A 20,248-nucleotide genomic window follows, 5' to 3' on the forward strand; every position below is an offset into this window, starting at 1 on the left:
GCGCGCCGTGCGATGAATCGGCGAGTCTGCCAGATTCGCGGGGCCGACACTACCGATCAGGCGGCGTCATGCCCCGGCATGGCGGTCAATGCGAGGGCAGCAGCTTTTCCGGATTGACGGGGTCGCCGTCGCGGCGGATCTCGAAGTGCAGCATGGGCTTGTTGCCCGGGCCGAGCCCCATGTCAGCGATCTGGGCGCCGGCGGCGACGGTCTGGCCCTGCGTCACACGACTGTGCTCGACGAATCCGTAGGCAGACAGATAGTGCGCGTCGTGCTTGATGATGATCAGACGTCCGTAGCCTTTCAGGCCCGTTCCGTTGTAGACCACCGTGCCGCTGGACGCGGCATAGATCGGCGTCCCGGTCTGGCCGCCGATTTCGATGCCGCGATGACGATCATCCGGATCGTAGCCGCGCAGCAGCGAACCACTGGCCGGCCACTGCCAGCCGTCCTCGCTCGGCCCGCCGGCCTTGACCGCAGCACGCCCGGCCGGCGTGGACTCCGATGCGGCCGTGATGCCTTGTTCGTCGCTGCCCGACGGCGTCGGGGCAGCTGCCGGCTCGGATGATGACGCCGGTGCGGTGGTCTTCTCGGCCGCCGGCGCAGGCGCCGATGACGCAGGCGATGCCGGTCCGGCCGACGCCGCCGCCGAGCCGTTGTCGATGGCCGGCCCCCGGGGCGTCGATGACGGCATGGATATACCGCTGGACGCCGCAGCCGGCGTGCGTGTCGTTGTGGGATGCGAGGCGCGCGTTTGTCCGTGTGTCGCCTGGCGATCCGCGGTCGGTTGCCGGGCGACCTGCGGGCCCGGCCGAGCCGACGCGCCGGCATTCGCATTATTGGCGAAACGGCCGTAGTCGATCGGCGGGAAGGGTTTCAGATAGAGCGTCTGACCGACATGCAGCCGATACGGCGGGCCGATCCGGTTCCAGCGTGCCAGGGCCTGCCAGTCCACGCCGTAATCGGCCGCGATCGCCGACAGCGTGTCGCCGCGTTGCACGGTGTAGCTTTCCGGGCGCATGGCACGGTCGATCGAACAGCCGCCGAGCAAGAGGATCACCAATGCTGCCAGAGCCAGGCGTCGCATCAGATCAGGCGATAGCCCACGTAGCCGACAATCACGAGCGCGACGAGTGTCCATCCGATCCAGTCCAGATATTTGAGTAGCCGTTGCTCGAACACCGGGCCGAGCGCGCGCGTCAGCCCGGCGATGAGCACGAAACGTGCGCCGCGCCCGACGAGCGAACCGGCGACAAACGGCAGCAGCGGCATCCCGAGGCCGCCGGCGGCCAGCGTGAACAGTTTATAGGGCACCGGCGCAAAGCCGGCGAACAGGACCGCCCAGAAACCGTAGGCGGCGAACCAGTGCCGTACCGTATCGTAGCCATCGCGATAGCCGAGCTCGTCAAGCCACGGCGCGATCGAGTCGATGAACAATGCCCCGATCAGATAACCCAGCAACCCGCCGGCCACCGAACCGAGTGTGGTGATCAACGCGAACCGCATGGCCCGCGCCGGACGCGCCAGCGTCATGGGCACCAGCATGGCATCCGGCGGAATCGGGAAGAACGAGCTCTCGGCGAACGCCAGCCCGCCGAGCCAGGCCGGTGCATGCCGATGGCCGGCAAGCCGCACGGTCCGGGCGTAGAGCGCGCGCCACATCAGGATTCACCCTCGATCAGCGGCACGAAGCTCACCGCATCGCGGTACTCGCGTACGAAACTGTCGCCCTGGCGCCGCACGATCACCAGCCGCTGCTGGCCGCCACCGCCGACCGGCACGATCATGCGCCCCCCGTCGGCCAGCTGGCCGAACAGACTTTCCGGCAGCACTTCCGCCCCCGCGGTCACGAGAATGGCCTCGAACGGCCCATAGGCCGGCAGGCCGAGCACATCGTCACGCGCCTCCCGGATCCGAATGTTGCGATAACCGAGCTCGGCCAGGCGGTGCCGGGCCCGGTCATAGAGTGGCTTGATGCGCTCGACCGTGTACACCGACGCCACCAGCTCGGCGAGTACGGCAGCCTGATAGCCACTGCCGGTTCCGATCTCGAGCACGTTTCGCGGCGCGCCATGGGCCAGCACCTGGCTGGTCATCTGGGCAACAACGAACGGCTGGGAGATGGTCTGGCCGTAGCCGATCGGCAGCGCCGTATCGTCGTAGGCCCGGCTCGACATGGCCTCGTCAACGAACAGATGTCGCGGCACATGCCCCATCGCCTCGAGGACGCGCTCGTCCCGGATACCGAGTTGTCCGAGCCGGTCGAGCAGGCGACTGCGGCTGCGCGCGCTGGCCATGCCGAAACCCAGCACATGCGGGTGTTTGTCCGGTTCCTGATTCACAGGCCGTCGAGCCAGTCCGACAAGGTGTCGAGACTCGCATGTCGGGTCAGATCGATCTGTAGCGGCGTGATCGAGACATAACCGTTGGCCACGGCGTCGAAATCGGTGCCGGGGCCGGCATCCGCCTCGCCGCCGGCCGGGCCGATCCAGTAGACCCGGCGTCCGCGCGGATCCTCGTCCTCGATGAGCCGCTCGGCGCGATGTCGATTGCCGAGCCGGGTGGCGCGATATCCGGCCAGCGACTCGAACGGCCGATCCGGCACGTTGACGTTGAGAATGGTGTCGGCCGGCAGCGGATGTCGTCGTACCCAGCCCACCAGATCGGCCGCGACCCGGGCCGCGGCATCGAAATGCTCGAAGCGGTCGCCGGTCAGCGAAATCGCGATCGCGGGCAGGCCGAGCGTGCGTCCTTCGGTCGCGGCCGCCACGGTGCCCGAATACAGGACATCGTCGCCCATGTTGGCACCGGCATTGATGCCGGAGATCACCATGTCGGCATCGCGGTCCAGCAGGCCAGTCGTGGCCAGATGCACGCAATCGGTCGGTGTGCCGTCGACCGAGAAGACATGTGGGCCAACCTCGCGCACGCGCAGAGGCCGCTCCAGCGTCAGCGAGTTGGATGCACCGCTGCGGTTGCGGTCCGGTGCCACGGTAATCACGTCGTCGCACACACGGGCCATCGCTGCCTGGAGCGCCGCGAGACCGGGCGCATGGCAGCCGTCGTCATTGCTCAGCAATAATCGCATCAGATTCGTCTTGGCAAGGGGTATCGCGTGCAAGCACGTCGTCGCCCCTATAGCATAACTTACCGACGTACTGTTTGAACCGGCGCGCTCGACGACGCGCGTCTACGCGCCGGCAAGGAAGCCATCACCGTGAGCCGATCGTCCGACAAATCCGACCCGCCGCCGGTGGACGATGCCGACAGCGCGCTGTTTCGCGATGCCGTCGGCCCTGTCAAACGAGTTGCCGGTGCACCGCGCCGTCCGCCGGAACGCCGACTCCCCTCGGCTCGTCCGCGCATGCGAGAAGCCGACGAAGTCGCCGTGGTCGCCGAACTGCTGGATGCGCCACCGCCCGATCCGGATATCGCCACCGGCGACGATCTCGTCCATCGACAGACCGGCGTCCAGCTCGGGGTGATCCGGCGCCTGCGGCGGGGGCATTATCGCTGTGACGGCGAAATCGATCTGCACGGCATGATCGTGGACGTCGCGCGTCGCTGTCTCGCGGAATTCCTGCAAGACGCGCTGGATCGCGGTCATCGCTGTATCCGCGTCATCCATGGCAAGGGGCTGCGCTCGGGCCATCGTGGGCCGATTCTCAAGACCAAGGTCGCCGGCTGGCTCGCGCAACGCGAAGAGGTGCTGGCCTACGCCTCGGCCCGCCCGGTCGATGGCGGCACCGGTGCCCTCTACGTTCTGCTCAAGAAGCGCTGATCAATCGTCGGTCGAAGGCTCGGTCTGCGCATCGACGAACCGCCCGAGCTCGCGCAGCACCGTCGTAGCGAACGCCCCGCTCGGTAATGAGAATTGCACCCGGAGCGTATCGCCGGCCGGCGCCAGCGACCAATCATCGACACACAGGCGCAACGCACGACGATCGGCGTCCACCCCGGCGGCGACCAGCCCATCGCACAGATCCGGATGGGTGGCCAGAACGCGATCCTCGATCACCGCGGCATCGCCACTCGGCAAACGGCTGCGTGAGCCGATGCGCCCGGGCATGGGCCCGGTCGGATGCAGATCCCGCTCGACCACGCGACGCGACAGACTGGCTCCATCTTCGTCGCTATCGGCCGCGCGAAAGACGCTGTGGCTGCCGTCGAGCATGAACACGTCGCCGTCCATGGCCCGGTTCCAGGAACCATCACGCACGCGGGCATCGAGCACTTCGTTGAACATGAACGAGCGCGCGGCCGACAGCGCCATGCTGCGCTTGCCGCGTGGCAGGCGACGACCGGCGAACAGCGCGCGGGCCAGCTCGACGTTGTCACCGAACCGGCCGAACCGCTGGGCACCGAAATAATTGGGCACCCCGTCACGCACGACGCGCGCGCCGGCTGCCTCGCTGTCGAATTCGTCCAGGCCCTGCACGTCGCGCACTCGCAGGATGAATCGATTGGCATCATGGGCGCCACGCTTGAGCTTGCGCCCGTGACGATGCACGGCGAGCACACGCAGCTCGGGCGTGTCCGGCCACACCGGTGTGGCCGCCTTGATCGGCCAGGTGACGGAAAACCATTGGCGCGTCACCGCGTGTCGATCCTTCAGCCCGGCGAAGCCGATCTGACGGGCCGGCAGATCACAGGCCGAGGCCAGGCGCGAGGCCGCCTGTGGTGTCGTCAGACCGGTCTTTTCGACCCAGAGCCACAGATGCTCGCCAGCGCCGTCGAACGGATGCGAGAGCACCTCCTCGACCTGGAAATCCGCCGGCTCACATCGAAAACGGCCATACAGACCGGACTCGCCGACCCGCGCCAGCGCGTCGACATCCACAACGGTTTGATCGGACATGGGCAGAGCCTAGGGCGTGTTGAGGTTTCGTGCGAGTCCGCGCCAAACGCTGTTGTGCGGCAAGACGAGGCGTAGTGCGCGCCGTGCAGCCATGCTGCACCAGTGGGCTACAACGCTGGATTGCCGTCGTGTTTTTGATTTTGGGGCGCTTGTCCCTTCGGGTTGGGCCGCCCATGAAAAATCGACGATGGGCGCCTGCCAGCGTTGCGAGCCTTGATCGTGGCACGCCACGATCGGCAACTCGCACCTTGCCTGACACGCCGGGCGCGAGCCATGCGACCTCATATCGCGCAACGACCAGACCTAAGGCTGGTCGTTTGCGTCGGATCTGTCGGCATCGCCATCCGATGCATCCTGGCCGTCCGGAACCGTGAGAAAGAACGTCTCACCCGGCTTCACCATGCCCATTTCGCTACGCGCACGCCCTTCGGAAGCACCTTCGCCGGCCTTAAGATCGTCGACTTCCTTCTGCATTGCATCGTTGCGCGCCTCGGCCTTGGCGTTGGCCTCATGCAAGGCATCACGCTGCGTATCGATGCGACTGATCTCGGCAACGCTGCCATCGCCGACCCACAGCCGATACTGCAGGGCGGCGAAGACCAGCAACAACACGACGATGACGACGCGGTACATGCGTCGAGTGTACCGCGGCGGCGACGCCTGTCCAGAAGACGGCGCGGACGCGCTTTTCGCTGCGTCGCGTACCAACTAGATTTCGACGTTGAAAGCTTTCTTGCCGGGGTAAACCGCGCGGCTGCCGAGCTCGGCCTCGATCATGAGCAACCGGTTGTACTTGGCGATGCGATCCGATCGCGAGAGCGACCCGGTCTTGATCTGGGTCGCGGACGTGGCCACGGCCACATCGGCGATCGTCGAATCCTCGGTCTCGCCGGAACGATGCGAGACCACCGCGGTGTAGTCGGCACGCGTGGCCACGTCGATCGCCCGCAGCGTCTCGGTGAGCGTACCGATCTGGTTCGGCTTGATGAGGATCGAGTTGCCGATGCCCTGCTCGATGCCCTTCTGCAGGATGCGCGTGTTGGTCACGAACAGATCATCGCCGACGAGCTGGATCTTGTCGCCCAGACGCTCGGTCAGCAAGGCCCAGCCGTCCCAGTCATCCTCGGCCATGCCGTCCTCGATCGTGATGATCGGATAACGATCGACGAGGTCGGCCAGATAATCGACGAAGCCCTTGGCGTCGTAGTCCTTGCCCTCGCCGGACAGCTTGTACGTGCCGTCCTCGTAGAACTCGGTGCTGGCGGCGTCGATGCCGAGGAAGACTTCCTCGCCCGGGGCGTAACCCGCGCGTTCGATGGCCTCGACCAGTGTTTCGAGGGCCGCCTCGTTGGACGGCAGGTCCGGGGCGAACCCGCCCTCGTCGCCGACCGCCGTCGACATGCCGCGCTCGCCGAGCAGCTTCTTCAGATGCTGGAACACCTCGGCGCCGCAACGCAGTGCGTCCGAGAAGCTGGTCATGCCGGCCGGCACGATCATGAATTCCTGGATATCGACATTGTTCGAGGCATGCTCGCCGCCGTTGATGACGTTCATCATCGGCACCGGCAGATGCGTCGCATCGTCGTGGCCCAGAAAGGCATACAGCCCCTGGCGCGAATCATTGGCGGCCGCGCGCGCGACGGCCAGCGAGACGCCCAGCAGCGCGTTGGCGCCCAGGCGGCCCTTGTTGTCCGTGCCATCGAGTTCGATGAGCATCTTGTCGAGCCCGGCCTGATCATCGGCCTCGAAGCCCTTGACCTTCTTCGCGATCTCACCGTTGACGTTGGCCACGGCTCGGGTCACGCCCTTGCCGAGGAAACGCGTCGAATCATTGTCGCGCAGCTCCACCGCTTCGAGACTACCGGTCGACGCACCGGACGGCACCATGGCCAGACCGTGCGCGCCGCTGTCGAGTTCGACCCGTACCGCGACAGTCGGATTGCCACGAGAATCGATGACTTGATATGCGCGCGTGTTGGAAATCTTGGACATAAGCTTCGAAGACTGACGTGAATTATTGACACGAGACCGGCGCGAGCGCCGCTCCCGGAAACCGGTCCCCGTTAACCGGTGCGGTAACTATCTTCCATGAACGGACGCTGTTTGACCACCGTGTCGAGTGCCACGAGGGTTTCGAGCAGTTCGCGCATATGCGCCAACGGCAGCGAATTCGGTCCGTCGCACAACGCAGCATCGGGATCCGGATGCGTCTCCATGAACAGACCCGACACGCCGGCCGCGACCGCCGCGCGCGACAACACACTGATGTGCTCACGCGCACCACCGGAGGCCGTGCCGAGCCCGCCGGGCAGTTGTACCGAATGCGTGGCATCGAAGACGACCGGCGCCTGTGTCGCGCGCATCATCGCCAGGCCGCGCATGTCGACCACCAGATTGTTGTAGCCGAACGAGAACCCGCGTTCGCAGACCATGACCGACGCATTGCCGGCTTCGCGCGCCTTGGCCACCACACCGGACATCTCGGCCGGCGACAGGAACTGTCCCTTCTTGATGTTGACCGGCTTGCCCGCGGCCGCGACCGCCTGAATGAAATCGGTCTGGCGACAGAGAAAGGCCGGCGTCTGGAGTACATCGACCACTTCGGCCACCGGGCCGACCTGGGCGTCGGTATGCACGTCGGTTGTGACCGGCACGCCGATTTCGCGTCGCACCGTGGCCAGGGATTCGAGACCGGCTTCGATGCCGGGCCCGCGGTAGCTCGTGTGTGAGCTGCGATTGGCCTTGTCGAAGGAGCCCTTGAAAACGTAGCCGATTCCCAGTTCGCGACAGATCTCGGCGACATGCCCGGCCACATCCACGGCCAGCTGCGTGGATTCCAGACTGTCCGGTCCCGCGATCAGGAACAGCGGCCGGTCGATGCCGACCGTGAAGTCGTCGATTTTCATCCCTGCCTCCGCTCGCGTGCCGCGGCGATGAAACCGATGAACAGCGGATGTCCTGCGCGCGGCGTGGACGTGAACTCCGGATGGAACTGACAGCCGAGGAACCACGGATGCTCGGTGATTTCCACGATCTCGACCAGATCGTCCTCGACCGAGAAGCCGGAGAACACCAGCCCCGCCTGGCTCAGTCGATCGCGATAGTGGTTGTTGAACTCGTAGCGATGCCGGTGTCGCTCGTAGATGTCGTCGGCGTCGTAGCAGCGACGAGCCAGCGTATCCGGCACCAGGCGGCAGCGCTGCTCACCAAGTCGCATGGTGCCGCCCATATCGACGTTCTCGTCGCGGATCTGGCGTTCGCCGCCGGCATCGTGCCATTCGGTCACCAGCGCGATCACCGGATCGGTCGCATCGGGCCGGAACTCGGTGCTGTGGGCCTCGCTCAGACCGGCGATATCGCGTGCATAGTCGATGCAGGCGACCTGCATCCCCAGACAGATGCCGAAATAGGGAATGCCGTGCCGCCGCGCATGGCGTGCGGCCGCGATCTTGCCTTCGATGCCGCGCTCGCCGAATCCCCCGGGCACGAGAATCGCATCCACGCCGGACAGCGCGCCTTCCGGATCGCGCTCGACGGCCTCGGAATCGACGTAATCGATCTCGACGCGGGTGGCCGTATGCAACCCGGCGTGCGACAGCGCCTCGTTGACCGATTTGTAGGCATCGGCGAGATCCACGTATTTGCCGACCATGGCCACGCGCACGGAAACATCCTGGCTCGTGCGGGCATCGACCAGCGCCGACCAGTTCGACAGATCGGCGACCGGCGCGGCCATGCCGAAATGCCCGATCACGAGATCGTCGAGATGCTGGCTCTGGAGCAGGCTCGGCATCTTGTAGATATCGTCGACGTCCTCGGCCGCGATGACCGAGCGATCCTGGACATTGGTGAACAGCGCGATCTTGCGGCGCTCGTTCTCCGGCAGTGGGCGGTCCACGCGACAGACGAGGATATCCGGCTGGATGCCGATCGAGCGCAGCTCCTTGACCGAATGCTGCGTCGGCTTGGTCTTCATCTCCTGGCTCGACGGAATATAGGGCACGAGCGTGAGATGCATGAACAGCACACGATCATGGCCCAGCTCGACCGCGAACTGACGGATCGCCTCGAGAAACGGCAGCGATTCGATATCGCCCACCGTTCCGCCGATCTCGACGAGACAGATGTCTGCGCCCTCGCCACCTTCCAGGATGCAGCGCTTGATCTCGTCGGTGATGTGCGGAATGACCTGGACAGTACCGCCCAGATAATCGCCGCGGCGTTCCTTGTTGATGACGTTATTGTAGATCTGGCCGGTCGTGAAGTTCGACAGGCGCGAGGTCCGCGTCTTCAAGAAACGCTCGTAGTGACCGAGATCCAGATCGGTCTCGGCGCCGTCACGGGTGACATAAACCTCGCCGTGCTGGAACGGGCTCATGGTGCCCGCATCCACGTTCAGATACGGGTCGAGCTTGATCACCGAAACCGAAAGGCCCCGTGCTTCAAGCAGCGCGCCCAGCGAGGCGGCAGCAATACCCTTGCCGAGCGAGGAGACGACCCCGCCGGTGACGAAAATATAACGAGTGCCGTTGGCGTGCCCTGACATGCGCGCTCAGAAAGGTGTACGGGGTGGCTTGCCGCGCATGCTAGCCCAAAGCCCGCGAAGCGACAACGCAGCCCGGGTCGCCGACCAGCTCATGGCGCCATCGGGGCCGGACATCGAACCCGGCGAAACAGGCCGGCCAATCCGCACAAAGCCAACGATCCGCGACCGCCACGAGACGATCCGCGACGTAGATCAGCGGCATGCGCTCACGCACCCAGGGGGCGATGCGCTGCTCGCGCAACCAGTCCTTGAGCGCGATTCGTCGACCGTCGGCGCGCACGATGCGCTCGCCGCCGCGCCGAAAGACGACCGTGAGTGCATCCGGCCAGGCCGTCGCCGGGACCGGCGCGTCCAGGGCCAGACAGCCGGCATCGCCGGGCAATGCCACGGTTGCCGGGCCGGTCCAGGCGAATACGCCATCGGGCGGCGGCGCGAGTCGTCGCATCACGAAGAGCCGGCCGTCGAACCGTCGGACCTCAGTCGCGCCGAAGACCACGCGCGGACTGTTGTGCTCGCGCGCCTCGAGCAGGCCTGCGAGCGCCGCGATCTGTCGATGATCGGGCACGTCGGCCGCATTGTCGCCGAGCCAGCGTCGCAGGACCTCGGCGCGGCGCGGCGCCGACAGCCCGGCCAGTGCGGCGATGGACAACGCCCCGTCGGCGCTCGTTGACGCGGCCAGATCGACCCCGGCCAGCGCCTCGATCGCGGCCGTGGCCTCCGCGGCACGCTCGGCTACGCGTGACAGCGCCCCGACCACCCCGGCACGACGTGCGACCAGTGCCGGCCAGATGGTCTGATCGAGCCAGCCGCGTTCACGACGTGGGTCGGTGTTCGACGGGTCGTCGATGTAGTCGAGAGTGTGGCGCGTGGCATAGGCCGCGATGGCCTCGGACGACACGTCACGCCACGGACGCCAGAGCCGACCGGGCCCGAGTGCTGCAAGCCGCGGCATCGCCGCCAGCCCGCGCATGCCGGTCCCCCGCAGGGCCTGCAACAGGACGGTCTCGGCCTGATCACGCGCATGGTGCGCACAAACCAGGACATCGCCGGGCGCCAGCCAGTCCGCGATCGCGGCATATCGCGCTGCCCGTGCTGCGGCCTCCAGGCCGCCCTGCGAGACATCGACGGCGACATCTAGCCGGGTCAGCGGCACGCCGAGGGCTTCGGCCTGTCGCGTGCAGAAGGCCGCCCAGCCCTCGCACTGCGCCTCGAGATGGTGACAGACATGCACCGCACAGAGCGTCGGCCCGCCCGCCTGCGATGCGAGAGCGTGCAACAACGACGCCGAATCCCGCCCGCCACTGAAGGCCACGACGAGCCGCGCCGTATCGGCCGGCGGCGTCGCGAGGGCACAAAGCAGCGCGTGATCGTCCGTCATGCAGGCGCCCCGCGGCGGCAACGCCGTGAATCAATCGTCGGTCGGCATCGCGCCGACCGCGGGCCTAGGGCGTGTTGAGGTTTCGTTCGAGCGCCTTTTCGTCGAGAGACCGCCGTGTGTCCGGCAAGGCGCGAGCCGCCGGGCGTGATTTGTGGCCCAACCCGAAGGGACAAGCGCCCCAAAATCAAAAACACGACGGCAATCCAGCGTTGCAGCACGCTGGCGCAGAATGACTGCGCGGCGCGTGCTACGCCTCGTCTTGCCGCCCATCGTCAATTTCAGGGCGCACTTGGCGCGGACTCGCACGAAACATCAACAGGCCCTAGCCCGTCGACTTGAAATCGCCGAAACCCATCCAGCGCTGATAGCGGGTCTCCAGCAATTCGTCGATCGACATCTCGCGCAGACGGGCCAGTTCGTCGACCAGACGCGTCTTGAGATGTCGCATCAGCCAAGCGGGGTCGCGGTGCGCGCCGCCCAGCGGCTCGTCGACCACTTCATCGACGAGTTCGAGGCGCTTGAGATCCACCGACGAGACGCGCATGGCCTCGGCCGCATCCTCGGCCTTTTCCGCCGATTTCCAGAGGATGGAGGCACAGCCCTCGGGAGAGATCACCGAGTAGATGCTGTACTGCATCATCATCAGACGATCGCCGACGCCGATGGCCAGCGCACCGCCGGAACCGCCCTCGCCGACCACGGTGCAGATGATCGGCACCCGCAGCTTGGCCATCTCGAACAGGTTGCGTGCGATGGCCTCGGACTGATTGCGCTCTTCGGCACCGATGCCCGGATAGGCACCGGGCGTGTCGATGAAGGTGATGACCGGCAGATTGAACCGTTCCGCGGTCTTCATCAGGCGCAACGCCTTGCGATAGCCCTCGGGCCGCGGCATGCCGAAGTTGCGGTGGATCTTTTCCTTGGTGTCTCGGCCCTTCTGATGGCCGATGATCATGACCGGCTCGCCTTCGAGCCGACCGATGCCACCGATGATGGCGGCATCATCGGCATAGGCGCGATCGCCGTGCATCTCGACGAATTCGTCGATCATGCCGTCGACGTAGTCCTGCGTGTAGGGCCGCAGCGGGTGTCGGGCCATCTGCGCGACCTGCCAGGTCGACAGCTTGGAAAAGATCTGCTCGGTCAGACTGTGGCGTTTGTCCTCGAGACGCTGAACCTCCTCGGACAGATTGACCTGGCTGCCGTCGGCGACGAAGCGCAGTTCCTCGATCTTCTCTTGAAGCTCGGCGATCGGCTGTTCGAAATCGAGATAGTCCAGGTTCTTCTGCGCCATCGGTCTAGGATTCGTTGGGTGAATGTGCGGCCACGCTTGATTGTGCGCGACGATAACGCACTTGCACAGCATCCGCACCCACGACGCGTCGCAGATCACTCAGCAGATCGTCGCAAAGCGCCAGTCGTGTCTCACCCAGCGTGAGCACTGCTCGCGCTTCGTCGTTGGCATAGCGAAGCACCACATCGCAGCCACTCGGCGCCTTGTAACGATCCACGCAGCCGGCCAGCGCGTTGACATCGAGACGGGCCTCGCTCTGCAGTTGCAGCAGGATACGGCTGGCATAGGCCGCCCGTGCCCCCTCGATATCCATCACGCGGTTGGCGTTCAGGCGAAAGCCGTCCGAGAAATCGTCGTAGGACAGACTGCCCTCGACGATGACCAGTTTGTCCGCGGCCAGCAGATGACCGTATTCCGCGGCCTTGTCCTCGAACAGCGGGCATTCGATGCGAGCCGAGCCGTCATCGAGCACGACGATGATGCGCTTGCCCTTCTTCATGCGGCGGACTTCCACGACCAGCCCGGCGACGATCGCCTCCTTGCGCTCACGACGCCGTCCGCCGCCCTCTTCCGGTCTTGGCATGGCCGCGACCTGATCGGCGATCTTGCCGTTCGTCATGTCGGCCAGCTCGGCCTCCCAGGCCTTGATCGGATGCCCGGTCAGATAGAGCCCCAGAGTGTCGCGCTCGGCACGCAGGCGCTCGTCCTCGGGCCATTCGTCGAGCGTTTCGAGCGGCGGGCCGGCCGTATCCGGCGTTTCCGCCAGCCCGAACATGTCGTTCTGGCCCACGTTGGCGGCGGCCCGGTCCTGGTCGGCCGCGGCGAGTGCGCGCGTCACGCCATGGGCCAGACTCGCGCGATTCGGCCCCAGGCCGTCGAGCGCCCCGGCGTTGATCATCGCCTCGATCGCCCGTCGATTGATACGCGAGGTATCGATGCGACGACAGAAATCGTAGAGGCTCGCGAACGTCCCACCGTCGTTGCGTTCGGTGATCGCGGCCTCGATGGCGCCCTTCCCGAGACCCTTGATCGCGCCCAGCCCGTAGCGGATCGTCGTGTCATCGACCACCGAGAAGTTGTACTCGGAGGCATTGACGTCCGGCGGTGCGACCTCGATGTCCAGACGATGACACTCGTCGATCATGACCACGATCTTGTCGGTGTGGTCCATGTCGGCGGAGAGCACCGAGGCCATGAAATCCGCCGGGTAATGCGCCTTGAGCCATGCGGTCTGGTAGGACACCAGCGCATAGGCGGCCGAGTGCGACTTGTTGAAACCGTAGCCGGCGAATTTCTCGACCAGATCGAAGATGTAGGCCGCCGTATCCTCTTCGATGCCCTTCTCGACGGCTCCCTTGACGAAACCGTCGCGCTGCTTGGCCATTTCCTCGGGCTTCTTCTTGCCCATGGCGCGTCGCAACAGATCGGCATTGCCCAGGCTGTAGCCCGCCAGGACCTGGGCGATCTGCATCACCTGCTCCTGGTACAGGATGACGCCGTAGGTCGGCTCGAGCACTTCCGAGAGCAGTGGATGCGGATAAACGACCTTGGCCCGGCCGTGCTTGCGGTCGATGAAGTCCTCGACCATGCCCGATTCCAGCGGCCCGGGCCGATAAAGCGCGACCAGCGCGATGATGTCCTCGAACTCGGCCGGTTGCAGGCGCTTGATCAGCCGACGCATGCCCGAGGATTCGAGCTGGAACACGGCGGTGGTGTCACCGGCCTTGAGCAGGTCGAACGAAGCCTTGTCGTCGAGCGGGATATGCCGCACGTCGATCTGCTCGCGATCGGCGGCCGCCAGGCGTGCATTGGCCACGCGGACCGCGTTTTCGATGATCGTGAGGGTGCGCAGGCCGAGAAAGTCGAACTTGACCAGGCCGACAGCCTCCACATCGTCCTTGTCGAACTGCGTGACTCGGTTGTTGCCACCGGCTTCACAGTACAGCGGCGTGAAATCGTTGAGATTGGACGGTGCGATGACCACGCCGCCGGCGTGCTTGCCGGCGTTGCGCGACAGCCCTTCCAGGGACAGGGCCAGGTCCAGCAGATAACCGACCTCCTCGTCCTCGCGCGAGGTTCGCAGCTCCTCGGATTCCTCGAGCGCCCGGGTCAGCGTCATGTCGGGGGCGAACGGCACCTGCTTGGCGATGCGGTCAACGAAACCGTAGGGATGGCCGAGCACGCGTCCGACGTCGCGCACCACAGCCTTGGCGGCCATGGTGCCGTAGGTGATGATCTGGCTGACCTTCTCCTGGCCGTAGGCCTGGGCCACGTATTCGATGACGCGGTCACGCCCGTCCATGCAGAAGTCGACATCGAAGTCGGGCATGGAGACACGTTCGGGGTTGAGAAAACGCTCGAACAGCAGGTCGTAGGCCAGCGGATCCAGATCGGTGATGCCGAGCGCATAGGCCACGAGCGACCCGGCGCCCGAACCACGGCCCGGCCCGACCGGCACGCCGTTCTCGCGCGCCCAGCGGATGAAGTCGGCCACGATGAGGAAGTAGCCGGGAAAGCCCATCGTCCTGATTACGTCCAGCTCGTGATCGAGTCGATGCTGGTATTCGTCGACGTGGCGTTCCCGCTCCTCGGCCTGCGGATACAGGTTGTTCAGGCGCTCGGCCAGCCCGGCCTCGGATTCGGCGCGCAAGAAGGAATCGGTATCGTGTTCTTCCGGCACCGGGAAGTCCGGCAGCACGTTCTCACCGAGCGTGAGCACCAGATTGCAGCGCTTGGCAATCGCGACCGAGTTCTCGATGGCCTCGGGCAGGTCCGAGAACAGCTCGGCCATCTGTTCCGGCGTCTTGAGATACTGCTCGGCCGTGTAGGTCTTCGGGCGTCGCGGATCGGCCAGCGTGTAGCCGTCATGAATCGCCACGCGCGCTTCATGCGCATCGAAGTCGTCGGCACTCGGGAACCGCACATCGTTGGTCGCCACGATCGGGATATCGGCATCCAGCGCCAGGCCGACCGTCTCGGCCAGCCAGCCGGCCTCGCCGGTGCGTCCGCATCGGGTGACTTCCAGATAGTAGCGATCGCCGAAAACGCTCTGCCACTCGCGCGCCCGCTGCTCGGCCAGCGCCCGCTTGCCGGCCATCAGGGCCATGCCCGTATCGCCGTTCATACCGCCCGACAGCGCAATGAGCCCGTCGGCCTTCTCGATCACCCATTCCCGTCGGGCCAGCACGCCGCCGCGACCCTGGCCATGCAGATAGGCCCGCGTGAGCAGCTCGCAGAGATTGCGATATCCGTCGCGATGCTGGGCGAACAGCCGCAGGCGCGACGGCGGCGCCTCGCCCTCGTCGATACGCATGTCCACACCGACGATCGGCTTGATGCCGGCACCGAGCGCGGCCTTGTAGAACTTGACCATACCGAACAGATTGACGGTGTCGGCAACACCGACGGCCGGCATGCCGGCCTCGCGCGCTGCTGCCACGAGCGGCTTGATACGCACGATGCCGTCAGACAGCGAGTATTCGGTGTGAAGGCTCAGATGAACGAATGGCGTGGACATGTTCGGGGCGACCGATTGTCGAAGAGATTGAGATGACGCGGCAGGCGCCGCTCATCGAAGCGCGAGATCCAGACTACCCTGTCGGGCAGCCGCGGCACGAGCGACCGGCGCGAAACTGTACCGATGCACGGGCGACGGCCCAAGTCTTGACAAGGCCTCACGATGGGCTGGCGTGCCATAACCCTTGTGGCCGGCCAGGCCATAGCCGGGATACTGCGCGTCCAGTTCGGCCATCAGCGCATCCCGGGCGACCTTGGCGATCACCGATGCCGCACTGATCGACGGCACGCATCCATCGCCGCCGACGACCGTGCGCGTCGGCATGCTCAGGGGCGGCGCCCGGTTGCCGTCGACCCATGCGGCCGCCGGCTGCTGCGCGAGCCCGGCGATAGCACGCTGCATGGCCAGCATGGTCGCCTGCAGGATGTTGAGCGAGTCGATCTCGGCCACGCTGGCCTCGGCGATGCACCAGGCCAGCGCTCGGCCACGGATCTTGGCATCGAGCGTCAATCGATCGGCCTCGCGCAATGCCTTCGAGTCGGTCAGGCCGCGCGGCAGCGGACGGCTCGGCATGATGACCGCCGCCGCGACCACCGGACCGGCCAGCGGGCCCCGCCCGACCTCGTCCACGCCGGCGATCATCGGACAGGCGAATTGACGGCGGCCGCGCGCCATCAGGCCGAATCGTCGACGAGTTCGGAAACCGCTTCGGCGGCGCGGGCATCGGCATCACGCGCGAGCGTTTCGTGGATGGCGTCGAAGGCCTCGATCTGGCGCTGGCGCGCCGGCGAGTCCGCCAGCAGACGCAACACCCAGGCCCCGAGTGCGGCGATGTTGGCATCATGCTGCAGCAGCTCGGGCACGAGTCGATATCCAGCCAGCAGATTCGGCATGCTCACCACGTCGGTCTTGATCAGGTCGAGTCCGCGAGCCAGCCAGTAGTTCGCCTGCGACAGTTCGTAGGTCACCACCATCGGCGTCTTGGCCAGCAGCCCTTCGAGAGTGGCCGTGCCCGAGGCCAGCAGCAACACGTCGACGGCGCGCATCACCTCGCGTGCCCGGCCATCCACCATCACGATCGAGAGCCCGTCTCCGGCATCGGCAACCACGGCATCGATGAGTGCGCGCATGCGCGGATTGGCGGCCGGCACCACGAACACCAGATCGGGCCGGCGCGCGGTCAGCCAGCGGGCAGTGGCCAGAAGGCGGGGCATCAGACGACGCACCTCGGCACCACGACTGCCGGGCAACAGGCCGACGAGCGGCCCGGCGGCCGGCAAGTCGAGCGCCGCACGGGCGGTGTCGGCATCCGGATGGACCGGCAACGCATCGGCCAGCGGATGACCGACGAAACGAGCCTCGATGCCGTGCCGGGCGAAATAGGCCGGTTCGAAGGGAAAGATTGCCAGCAACCGGTCCACGGCGCGCCGGATATGACGAACCCGCCCTTCCCGCCAGGCCCATACGGTCGGACAGACATAGTGGACGGTCCGGATGCCGGCGCGGCGCAGATTGATTTCGAGTCGCGTGTTGAAGGCCGGCGCGTCTACACCGATGAACACCGCCGGCGCGCGTCGGCGGATCTCGTGATGGAGATGACGGCGCAGGCGCAGCAGTCGCGGAATCTGGCCGATGATCTCACTGATTCCGAATAGCGACAGCGCCTCGACGTCCGCCATCGACTCACACCCGGCAGCCCGCATGCGCGGCCCGGTCACGCCGGCAAAGCGTGCGCCGGGCCAGCGCGCGGCCAGGGCCTTGATCAGTCCGGCCGCGAGGGCATCGCCCGACTCCTCGCCAGCGACGATGACGAACAACGGCGCAGCGGCAGGGGCCACACCCACGCGATCAGCGAATGATGCCGCGCTCGGCTCGATCGAGCGTGTGGAGCAGCTCTCCCACCGCGAGGCTGTCGCCGGCCTGTGCGCGAATCGTCTCGCGCGCGTCGTCGAGTCGCAGCTTCGAGCGATAGAGCGTGCGATAGGCTTTCTTGACCGCCGCGATTTCGTCGTTCGCATAGCCGGCACGCCGCATGCCGATCGAGTTGATGCCGTGCGGTTCGGCCGGAGAGCCGGCCGAACGCACGAACGCTGGCACGTCCTGAACCACGCCCGAGCAATACGCCAGGAACGCGTATTTGCCGACGTTGCGAAACTGGTAGACAAGTGCGAAGCCGGCCAGGATGCAATGATCGTCGATCGTCACATGACCGGCCAGGCTCGCGCCGTTGGCCATGGTGATCCCGTTGCCGAGCACGCAGTCGTGCGCGACGTGGACATAGGCCATCAACAGATTGTCGTCGCCGATCCGGGTGACGCCCTGATCGAGCATCGTGCCGCGATGCACGCTGCAGTATTCGCGAAACGTATTGCCGTCGCCGATGATGAGTTCGGTCGGCTCGCCCTTGTAGCCGCGGTGTTGCGGCTCCGCGCCGAGCGAGACGAAATGCGAGATGCGGTTGTTCTGCCCGATCGTCGTGTGGCCGCTCAGGACCACATGCGGGCCAACCACCGTGCCGGCACCGATCTTCACGTTCGGGCCAACCACCGTGAACGGCCCGATCTCGACGTCGTCGGCGATCTCGGCGTCGGGGTGAACCTTGGCCAAGTCATCAATCGACATCAGGAAGCCTCGTGCGCCGGTGCGCCGGGAATCGCCATCATTTCCGCACGACAGGCCAGCTCTGCGCCCACCCAGGCCTCGGCGTTGAATTTCCAGAGCCGCTTCTTGGCCGAACCGATCGACAGCTTCAGCAGAAGCTGATCGCCCGGAATGACCTGGCGCTTGAAGCGCGCCTTGTCGATGCCCGCGAAGTAGACGATCGTGCCGTCCTCGGCGTCGACCGTGCGCATGCCCAGAATGAGACCGGCCTGGGCCAGCGCTTCCAGGATCAGTACGCCGGGCATGACCGGATGACCGGGGAAATGACCGGTGAAGAAAGGCTCGTTGACCGTCACATTCTTGAGCGCCGTGATCGAGACGCCGGGCTCGCATTCGAGCACGCGATCAACCAGCAGAAACGGATACCGGTGCGGCACCTTCTGCATGATCGCGCGAATTTCGTCCTGTTCAGTCATCCGTGTCTCCAGCAAAGCGATGATTCTTTTCCACGCGCGACAACCGGGCTTCGATCCGGTCCAGCCCCCGGAACAGCGCCAGACGCCGTCGCCAGGTACCCGCCGGCATCGCGCGAAATGTCGAGGAGTATACCCCGGGCGCCTCGATGTTCTTGGGAATCTGGCTTGCCGCGGTGATCGTGACACCGTCGGCGATCGTCACATGGTCCCCGATGCCCACGCCGCCACCGATCATGCAACCGGCCCCGATATGGGTCGATCCGGCGATGCCGGTACAGCCGGCGATCACCGTATGCCCGTCGATCCGACAGTTGTGCGCGATATGCACCTGGTTATCGATCTTGACCCCCGCCCCGATCGTCGTATCGTCCAGGGCGCCGCGGTCTATCGTCGTGTTGGCCCCGATTTCTACATCGTCGCCGATCAGCACGCCGCCAAGCTGCGGCACCGGCTCCAGACCGGCCGGGCCTGGTACGAGACCGAACCCGCGCTCGCCGATGACGGCGCCGGCGCCAACGCGCACCCGTGCACCGAGCCGGCTATTGGCGAGAACGCTCGCTCTCGGCCCGATCCGACATGCAACGCCGATGTTGGTATCCGCGCCGATGATCGCCCCGGCGCCGATCACCGTCCTTGCGCCGATCACCGCACCGGCCTCGATCACTGCCTGTGCCTGCACACAGGCGTCGCCAGCGACCGTGGCCGCCGGCGAGACGACCGCGGCGGGATGAATGCCCGGCGGCGGATCGGCGGGCTCGAACGCGCGCGCGATACGCGAGAAGATCAGGCGCGGCGACTCGGTCACGATCACCGGCCCGGCGAACGCATCGGCCAGCGCCGGGGGGAGAATGGCGGCACTCGCGCGGGTGGCGGCCACTGCTTCACGCTGGGCCTCTTTTTCGGCGAAAACGAGACCGTGCGGGCGCCCCGGTGCCAAGGCACAGGCGCCGGTCAAGCGCACGTCAGAATCGCCCGTCACCGACAGGCCCTCGGCTTCGGCCAGCGTCCCCAAACGCCAGCCGTTCGACGGGTCGGTTGCGTGGCTCATTGTCTGTCGTCTTTCAGACGGTCGAGAATCGCGTCGGTGATATCGACGCTGTCACGCGCGTAGAGAACCGAATTGCCGAGGATCAGATCGTAGCCCTTCTCCCGGGCGTAGGTATCGATGACGTTGCGCAGATCGGCGCGCATCGCCGACAGTTCCTTCTTCTCGGCAGCAGATACGTCATCGTTGTAATGGCTCTGCTGCAGCTCAAGCTCGTGCTTTTGCTCACGTATCGACTGCTCGCGATCGTTGCGCTGGCTCTCGCTCAGCTGATCCGACTCCGTATTAAGCTGGTCGATGGCCTGCTTGAGCTTGTCCGAAGCCCGTTCCAGCGCATCCTTGCGGCCGGCGAATCGCTTGGCCATGTTCGTCTTGGCCTTGTCAGCCTGCGGCGATTCCGAGACCAGCCGATCCAGATCGACGACGCCGACTTTCGTACCCGGTCGCGTCGGCTGGGCGCTTGCCGCGCCCGCCGACAGACACAGACCGATCGCGAGTACCGCGACGGCCACCAGTGGGCTTAACCGATCGCC

General features: G+C 65.9%; 19 protein-coding genes. 1 reads left to right on the forward strand and 18 read right to left on the reverse strand.

Annotated elements, in window-relative coordinates:
* Window positions 1–85: 85 nt before the first annotated feature.
* The 4 genes from D3260_RS01870 to surE are packed head-to-tail and all read right to left on the reverse strand — an operon-like array spanning window position 86 to window position 3,088.
* Entirely contained in the window at window positions 86–1,087 is a 1,002-nt protein-coding gene (locus tag D3260_RS01870; RefSeq protein WP_158583344.1) for a peptidoglycan DD-metalloendopeptidase family protein, read from the reverse strand.
* A complete protein-coding gene (locus tag D3260_RS01875; protein ID WP_120096847.1) occupies window positions 1,087–1,668 on the reverse strand; it encodes a YqaA family protein in 582 nt (193 codons plus the stop codon). Before D3260_RS01875 ends, D3260_RS01870 begins: the two co-directional genes overlap by 1 nt.
* Window positions 1,662–2,297 carry a protein-L-isoaspartate(D-aspartate) O-methyltransferase gene (locus tag D3260_RS01880; protein ID WP_120096935.1) on the reverse strand — a complete coding sequence of 212 codons (636 nt, stop codon included), beginning with the start codon at window positions 2,295–2,297 and terminating at the stop codon, window positions 1,662–1,664. The genes D3260_RS01875 and D3260_RS01880 overlap by 7 nt, the downstream gene beginning before the upstream one ends.
* Window positions 2,298–2,338: 41 nt before the next feature.
* Window positions 2,339–3,088: a 5'/3'-nucleotidase SurE gene (gene surE, locus D3260_RS01885; protein ID WP_120096848.1), complete on the reverse strand. Its 750-nt coding sequence runs from the start codon at window positions 3,086–3,088 to the stop codon at window positions 2,339–2,341.
* Window positions 3,089–3,217: 129 nt separating this feature from the next.
* Here surE and D3260_RS01890 point away from each other — a divergent pair, with 129 nt between their 5' ends.
* Window positions 3,218–3,781 carry a Smr/MutS family protein gene (locus D3260_RS01890; protein ID WP_233543912.1) on the forward strand — a complete coding sequence of 188 codons (564 nt, stop codon included), beginning with the start codon at window positions 3,218–3,220 and terminating at the stop codon, window positions 3,779–3,781.
* Here the strand turns inward: D3260_RS01890 and truD are convergent, their stop codons facing one another.
* The 14 genes from truD to D3260_RS01960 all read right to left on the reverse strand — a co-directional run bounded on the left by truD (window position 3,782) and on the right by D3260_RS01960 (window position 20,227).
* A complete protein-coding gene (truD, locus tag D3260_RS01895) occupies window positions 3,782–4,858 on the reverse strand; it encodes a tRNA pseudouridine(13) synthase TruD (protein WP_120096849.1) in 1,077 nt (358 codons plus the stop codon).
* A 303-nt stretch (window positions 4,859–5,161) separates the two neighbouring features.
* Complete coding sequence (ftsB, locus tag D3260_RS01900; RefSeq protein ID WP_120096850.1) at window positions 5,162–5,491, reverse strand: cell division protein FtsB; 330 nt, start codon at window positions 5,489–5,491, stop codon at window positions 5,162–5,164.
* A gap of 75 nt (window positions 5,492–5,566) precedes the next feature.
* Window positions 5,567–6,850 carry a phosphopyruvate hydratase gene (gene eno, locus D3260_RS01905; protein WP_120096851.1) on the reverse strand — a complete coding sequence of 428 codons (1,284 nt, stop codon included), beginning with the start codon at window positions 6,848–6,850 and terminating at the stop codon, window positions 5,567–5,569.
* Between the two features lie 71 nt (window positions 6,851–6,921).
* Window positions 6,922–7,764, reverse strand: a complete 843-nt coding sequence (kdsA, locus tag D3260_RS01910) for a 3-deoxy-8-phosphooctulonate synthase (protein ID WP_120096852.1) — start codon at window positions 7,762–7,764, stop codon at window positions 6,922–6,924.
* Window positions 7,761–9,404 carry a CTP synthase gene (locus D3260_RS01915; protein ID WP_199671305.1) on the reverse strand — a complete coding sequence of 548 codons (1,644 nt, stop codon included), beginning with the start codon at window positions 9,402–9,404 and terminating at the stop codon, window positions 7,761–7,763. The genes kdsA and D3260_RS01915 overlap by 4 nt, the downstream gene beginning before the upstream one ends.
* A 40-nt stretch (window positions 9,405–9,444) precedes the next feature.
* On the reverse strand, window positions 9,445–10,782 hold the full coding sequence (gene tilS / locus D3260_RS01920; RefSeq protein ID WP_120096853.1) for a tRNA lysidine(34) synthetase TilS: 1,338 nt from the start codon (window positions 10,780–10,782) through the stop codon (window positions 9,445–9,447).
* Between the two features lie 322 nt (window positions 10,783–11,104).
* Window positions 11,105–12,076 carry an acetyl-CoA carboxylase carboxyltransferase subunit alpha gene (locus D3260_RS01925; RefSeq protein ID WP_120096854.1) on the reverse strand — a complete coding sequence of 324 codons (972 nt, stop codon included), beginning with the start codon at window positions 12,074–12,076 and terminating at the stop codon, window positions 11,105–11,107.
* 4 nt (window positions 12,077–12,080) lie between these two features.
* The gene (gene dnaE / locus D3260_RS01930) at window positions 12,081–15,593 is read right to left on the reverse strand and encodes a DNA polymerase III subunit alpha (RefSeq protein ID WP_120096855.1); all 3,513 of its coding nucleotides are present in this window, start codon (window positions 15,591–15,593) and stop codon (window positions 12,081–12,083) included.
* 51 nt (window positions 15,594–15,644) lie between these two features.
* Window positions 15,645–16,268: a ribonuclease HII gene (rnhB, locus tag D3260_RS01935; RefSeq protein ID WP_120096856.1), complete on the reverse strand. Its 624-nt coding sequence runs from the start codon at window positions 16,266–16,268 to the stop codon at window positions 15,645–15,647.
* Complete coding sequence (gene lpxB, locus D3260_RS01940; RefSeq protein WP_120096938.1) at window positions 16,268–17,431, reverse strand: lipid-A-disaccharide synthase; 1,164 nt, start codon at window positions 17,429–17,431, stop codon at window positions 16,268–16,270. Before lpxB ends, rnhB begins: the two co-directional genes overlap by 1 nt.
* 10 nt (window positions 17,432–17,441) lie before the next feature.
* Window positions 17,442–18,215, reverse strand: a complete 774-nt coding sequence (gene lpxA / locus D3260_RS01945) for an acyl-ACP--UDP-N-acetylglucosamine O-acyltransferase (RefSeq protein ID WP_120096857.1) — start codon at window positions 18,213–18,215, stop codon at window positions 17,442–17,444.
* Window positions 18,215–18,670 carry a 3-hydroxyacyl-ACP dehydratase FabZ gene (gene fabZ / locus D3260_RS01950; protein ID WP_120096858.1) on the reverse strand — a complete coding sequence of 152 codons (456 nt, stop codon included), beginning with the start codon at window positions 18,668–18,670 and terminating at the stop codon, window positions 18,215–18,217. Before fabZ ends, lpxA begins: the two co-directional genes overlap by 1 nt.
* Window positions 18,663–19,718 (reverse strand): UDP-3-O-(3-hydroxymyristoyl)glucosamine N-acyltransferase, encoded by a 1,056-nt coding sequence (lpxD, locus tag D3260_RS01955; protein WP_120096859.1) that lies wholly within the window; start codon window positions 19,716–19,718, stop codon window positions 18,663–18,665. The genes fabZ and lpxD overlap by 8 nt, the downstream gene beginning before the upstream one ends.
* The gene (locus tag D3260_RS01960) at window positions 19,715–20,227 is read right to left on the reverse strand and encodes an OmpH family outer membrane protein (protein ID WP_158583345.1); all 513 of its coding nucleotides are present in this window, start codon (window positions 20,225–20,227) and stop codon (window positions 19,715–19,717) included. The genes lpxD and D3260_RS01960 overlap by 4 nt, the downstream gene beginning before the upstream one ends.
* Window positions 20,228–20,248 lie beyond the last annotated feature (21 nt).

It is taken from the genome of Salinisphaera sp. Q1T1-3 (assembly GCF_003602005.1).
GTDB lineage: Bacteria > Pseudomonadota > Gammaproteobacteria > Nevskiales > Salinisphaeraceae > Salinisphaera.

What these genes read in the sequence shown, in the direction of transcription:
- D3260_RS01870 (WP_158583344.1), bottom strand. Translation starts at nt 1,087, where the DNA reads ATGCGACGCCTGGCTCTGGCAGCATTGGTGATCCTCTTGCTCGGCGGC.
- D3260_RS01880 (WP_120096935.1), bottom strand. Translation starts at nt 2,297, where the DNA reads ATGGCCAGCGCGCGCAGCCGCAGTCGCCTGCTCGACCGGCTCGGACAA.
- surE (WP_120096848.1), bottom strand. Translation starts at nt 3,088, where the DNA reads ATGCGATTATTGCTGAGCAATGACGACGGCTGCCATGCGCCCGGTCTC.
- truD (WP_120096849.1), bottom strand. Translation starts at nt 4,858, where the DNA reads ATGTCCGATCAAACCGTTGTGGATGTCGACGCGCTGGCGCGGGTCGGC.
- ftsB (WP_120096850.1), bottom strand. Translation starts at nt 5,491, where the DNA reads ATGTACCGCGTCGTCATCGTCGTGTTGTTGCTGGTCTTCGCCGCCCTG.
- eno (WP_120096851.1), bottom strand. Translation starts at nt 6,850, where the DNA reads ATGTCCAAGATTTCCAACACGCGCGCATATCAAGTCATCGATTCTCGT.
- kdsA (WP_120096852.1), bottom strand. Translation starts at nt 7,764, where the DNA reads ATGAAAATCGACGACTTCACGGTCGGCATCGACCGGCCGCTGTTCCTG.
- D3260_RS01915 (WP_199671305.1), bottom strand. Translation starts at nt 9,404, where the DNA reads ATGTCAGGGCACGCCAACGGCACTCGTTATATTTTCGTCACCGGCGGG.
- tilS (WP_120096853.1), bottom strand. Translation starts at nt 10,782, where the DNA reads ATGACGGACGATCACGCGCTGCTTTGTGCCCTCGCGACGCCGCCGGCC.
- D3260_RS01925 (WP_120096854.1), bottom strand. Translation starts at nt 12,076, where the DNA reads ATGGCGCAGAAGAACCTGGACTATCTCGATTTCGAACAGCCGATCGCC.
- dnaE (WP_120096855.1), bottom strand. Translation starts at nt 15,593, where the DNA reads ATGTCCACGCCATTCGTTCATCTGAGCCTTCACACCGAATACTCGCTG.
- rnhB (WP_120096856.1), bottom strand. Translation starts at nt 16,268, where the DNA reads ATGGCGCGCGGCCGCCGTCAATTCGCCTGTCCGATGATCGCCGGCGTG.
- lpxA (WP_120096857.1), bottom strand. Translation starts at nt 18,215, where the DNA reads ATGTCGATTGATGACTTGGCCAAGGTTCACCCCGACGCCGAGATCGCC.
- fabZ (WP_120096858.1), bottom strand. Translation starts at nt 18,670, where the DNA reads ATGACTGAACAGGACGAAATTCGCGCGATCATGCAGAAGGTGCCGCAC.
- lpxD (WP_120096859.1), bottom strand. Translation starts at nt 19,718, where the DNA reads ATGAGCCACGCAACCGACCCGTCGAACGGCTGGCGTTTGGGGACGCTG.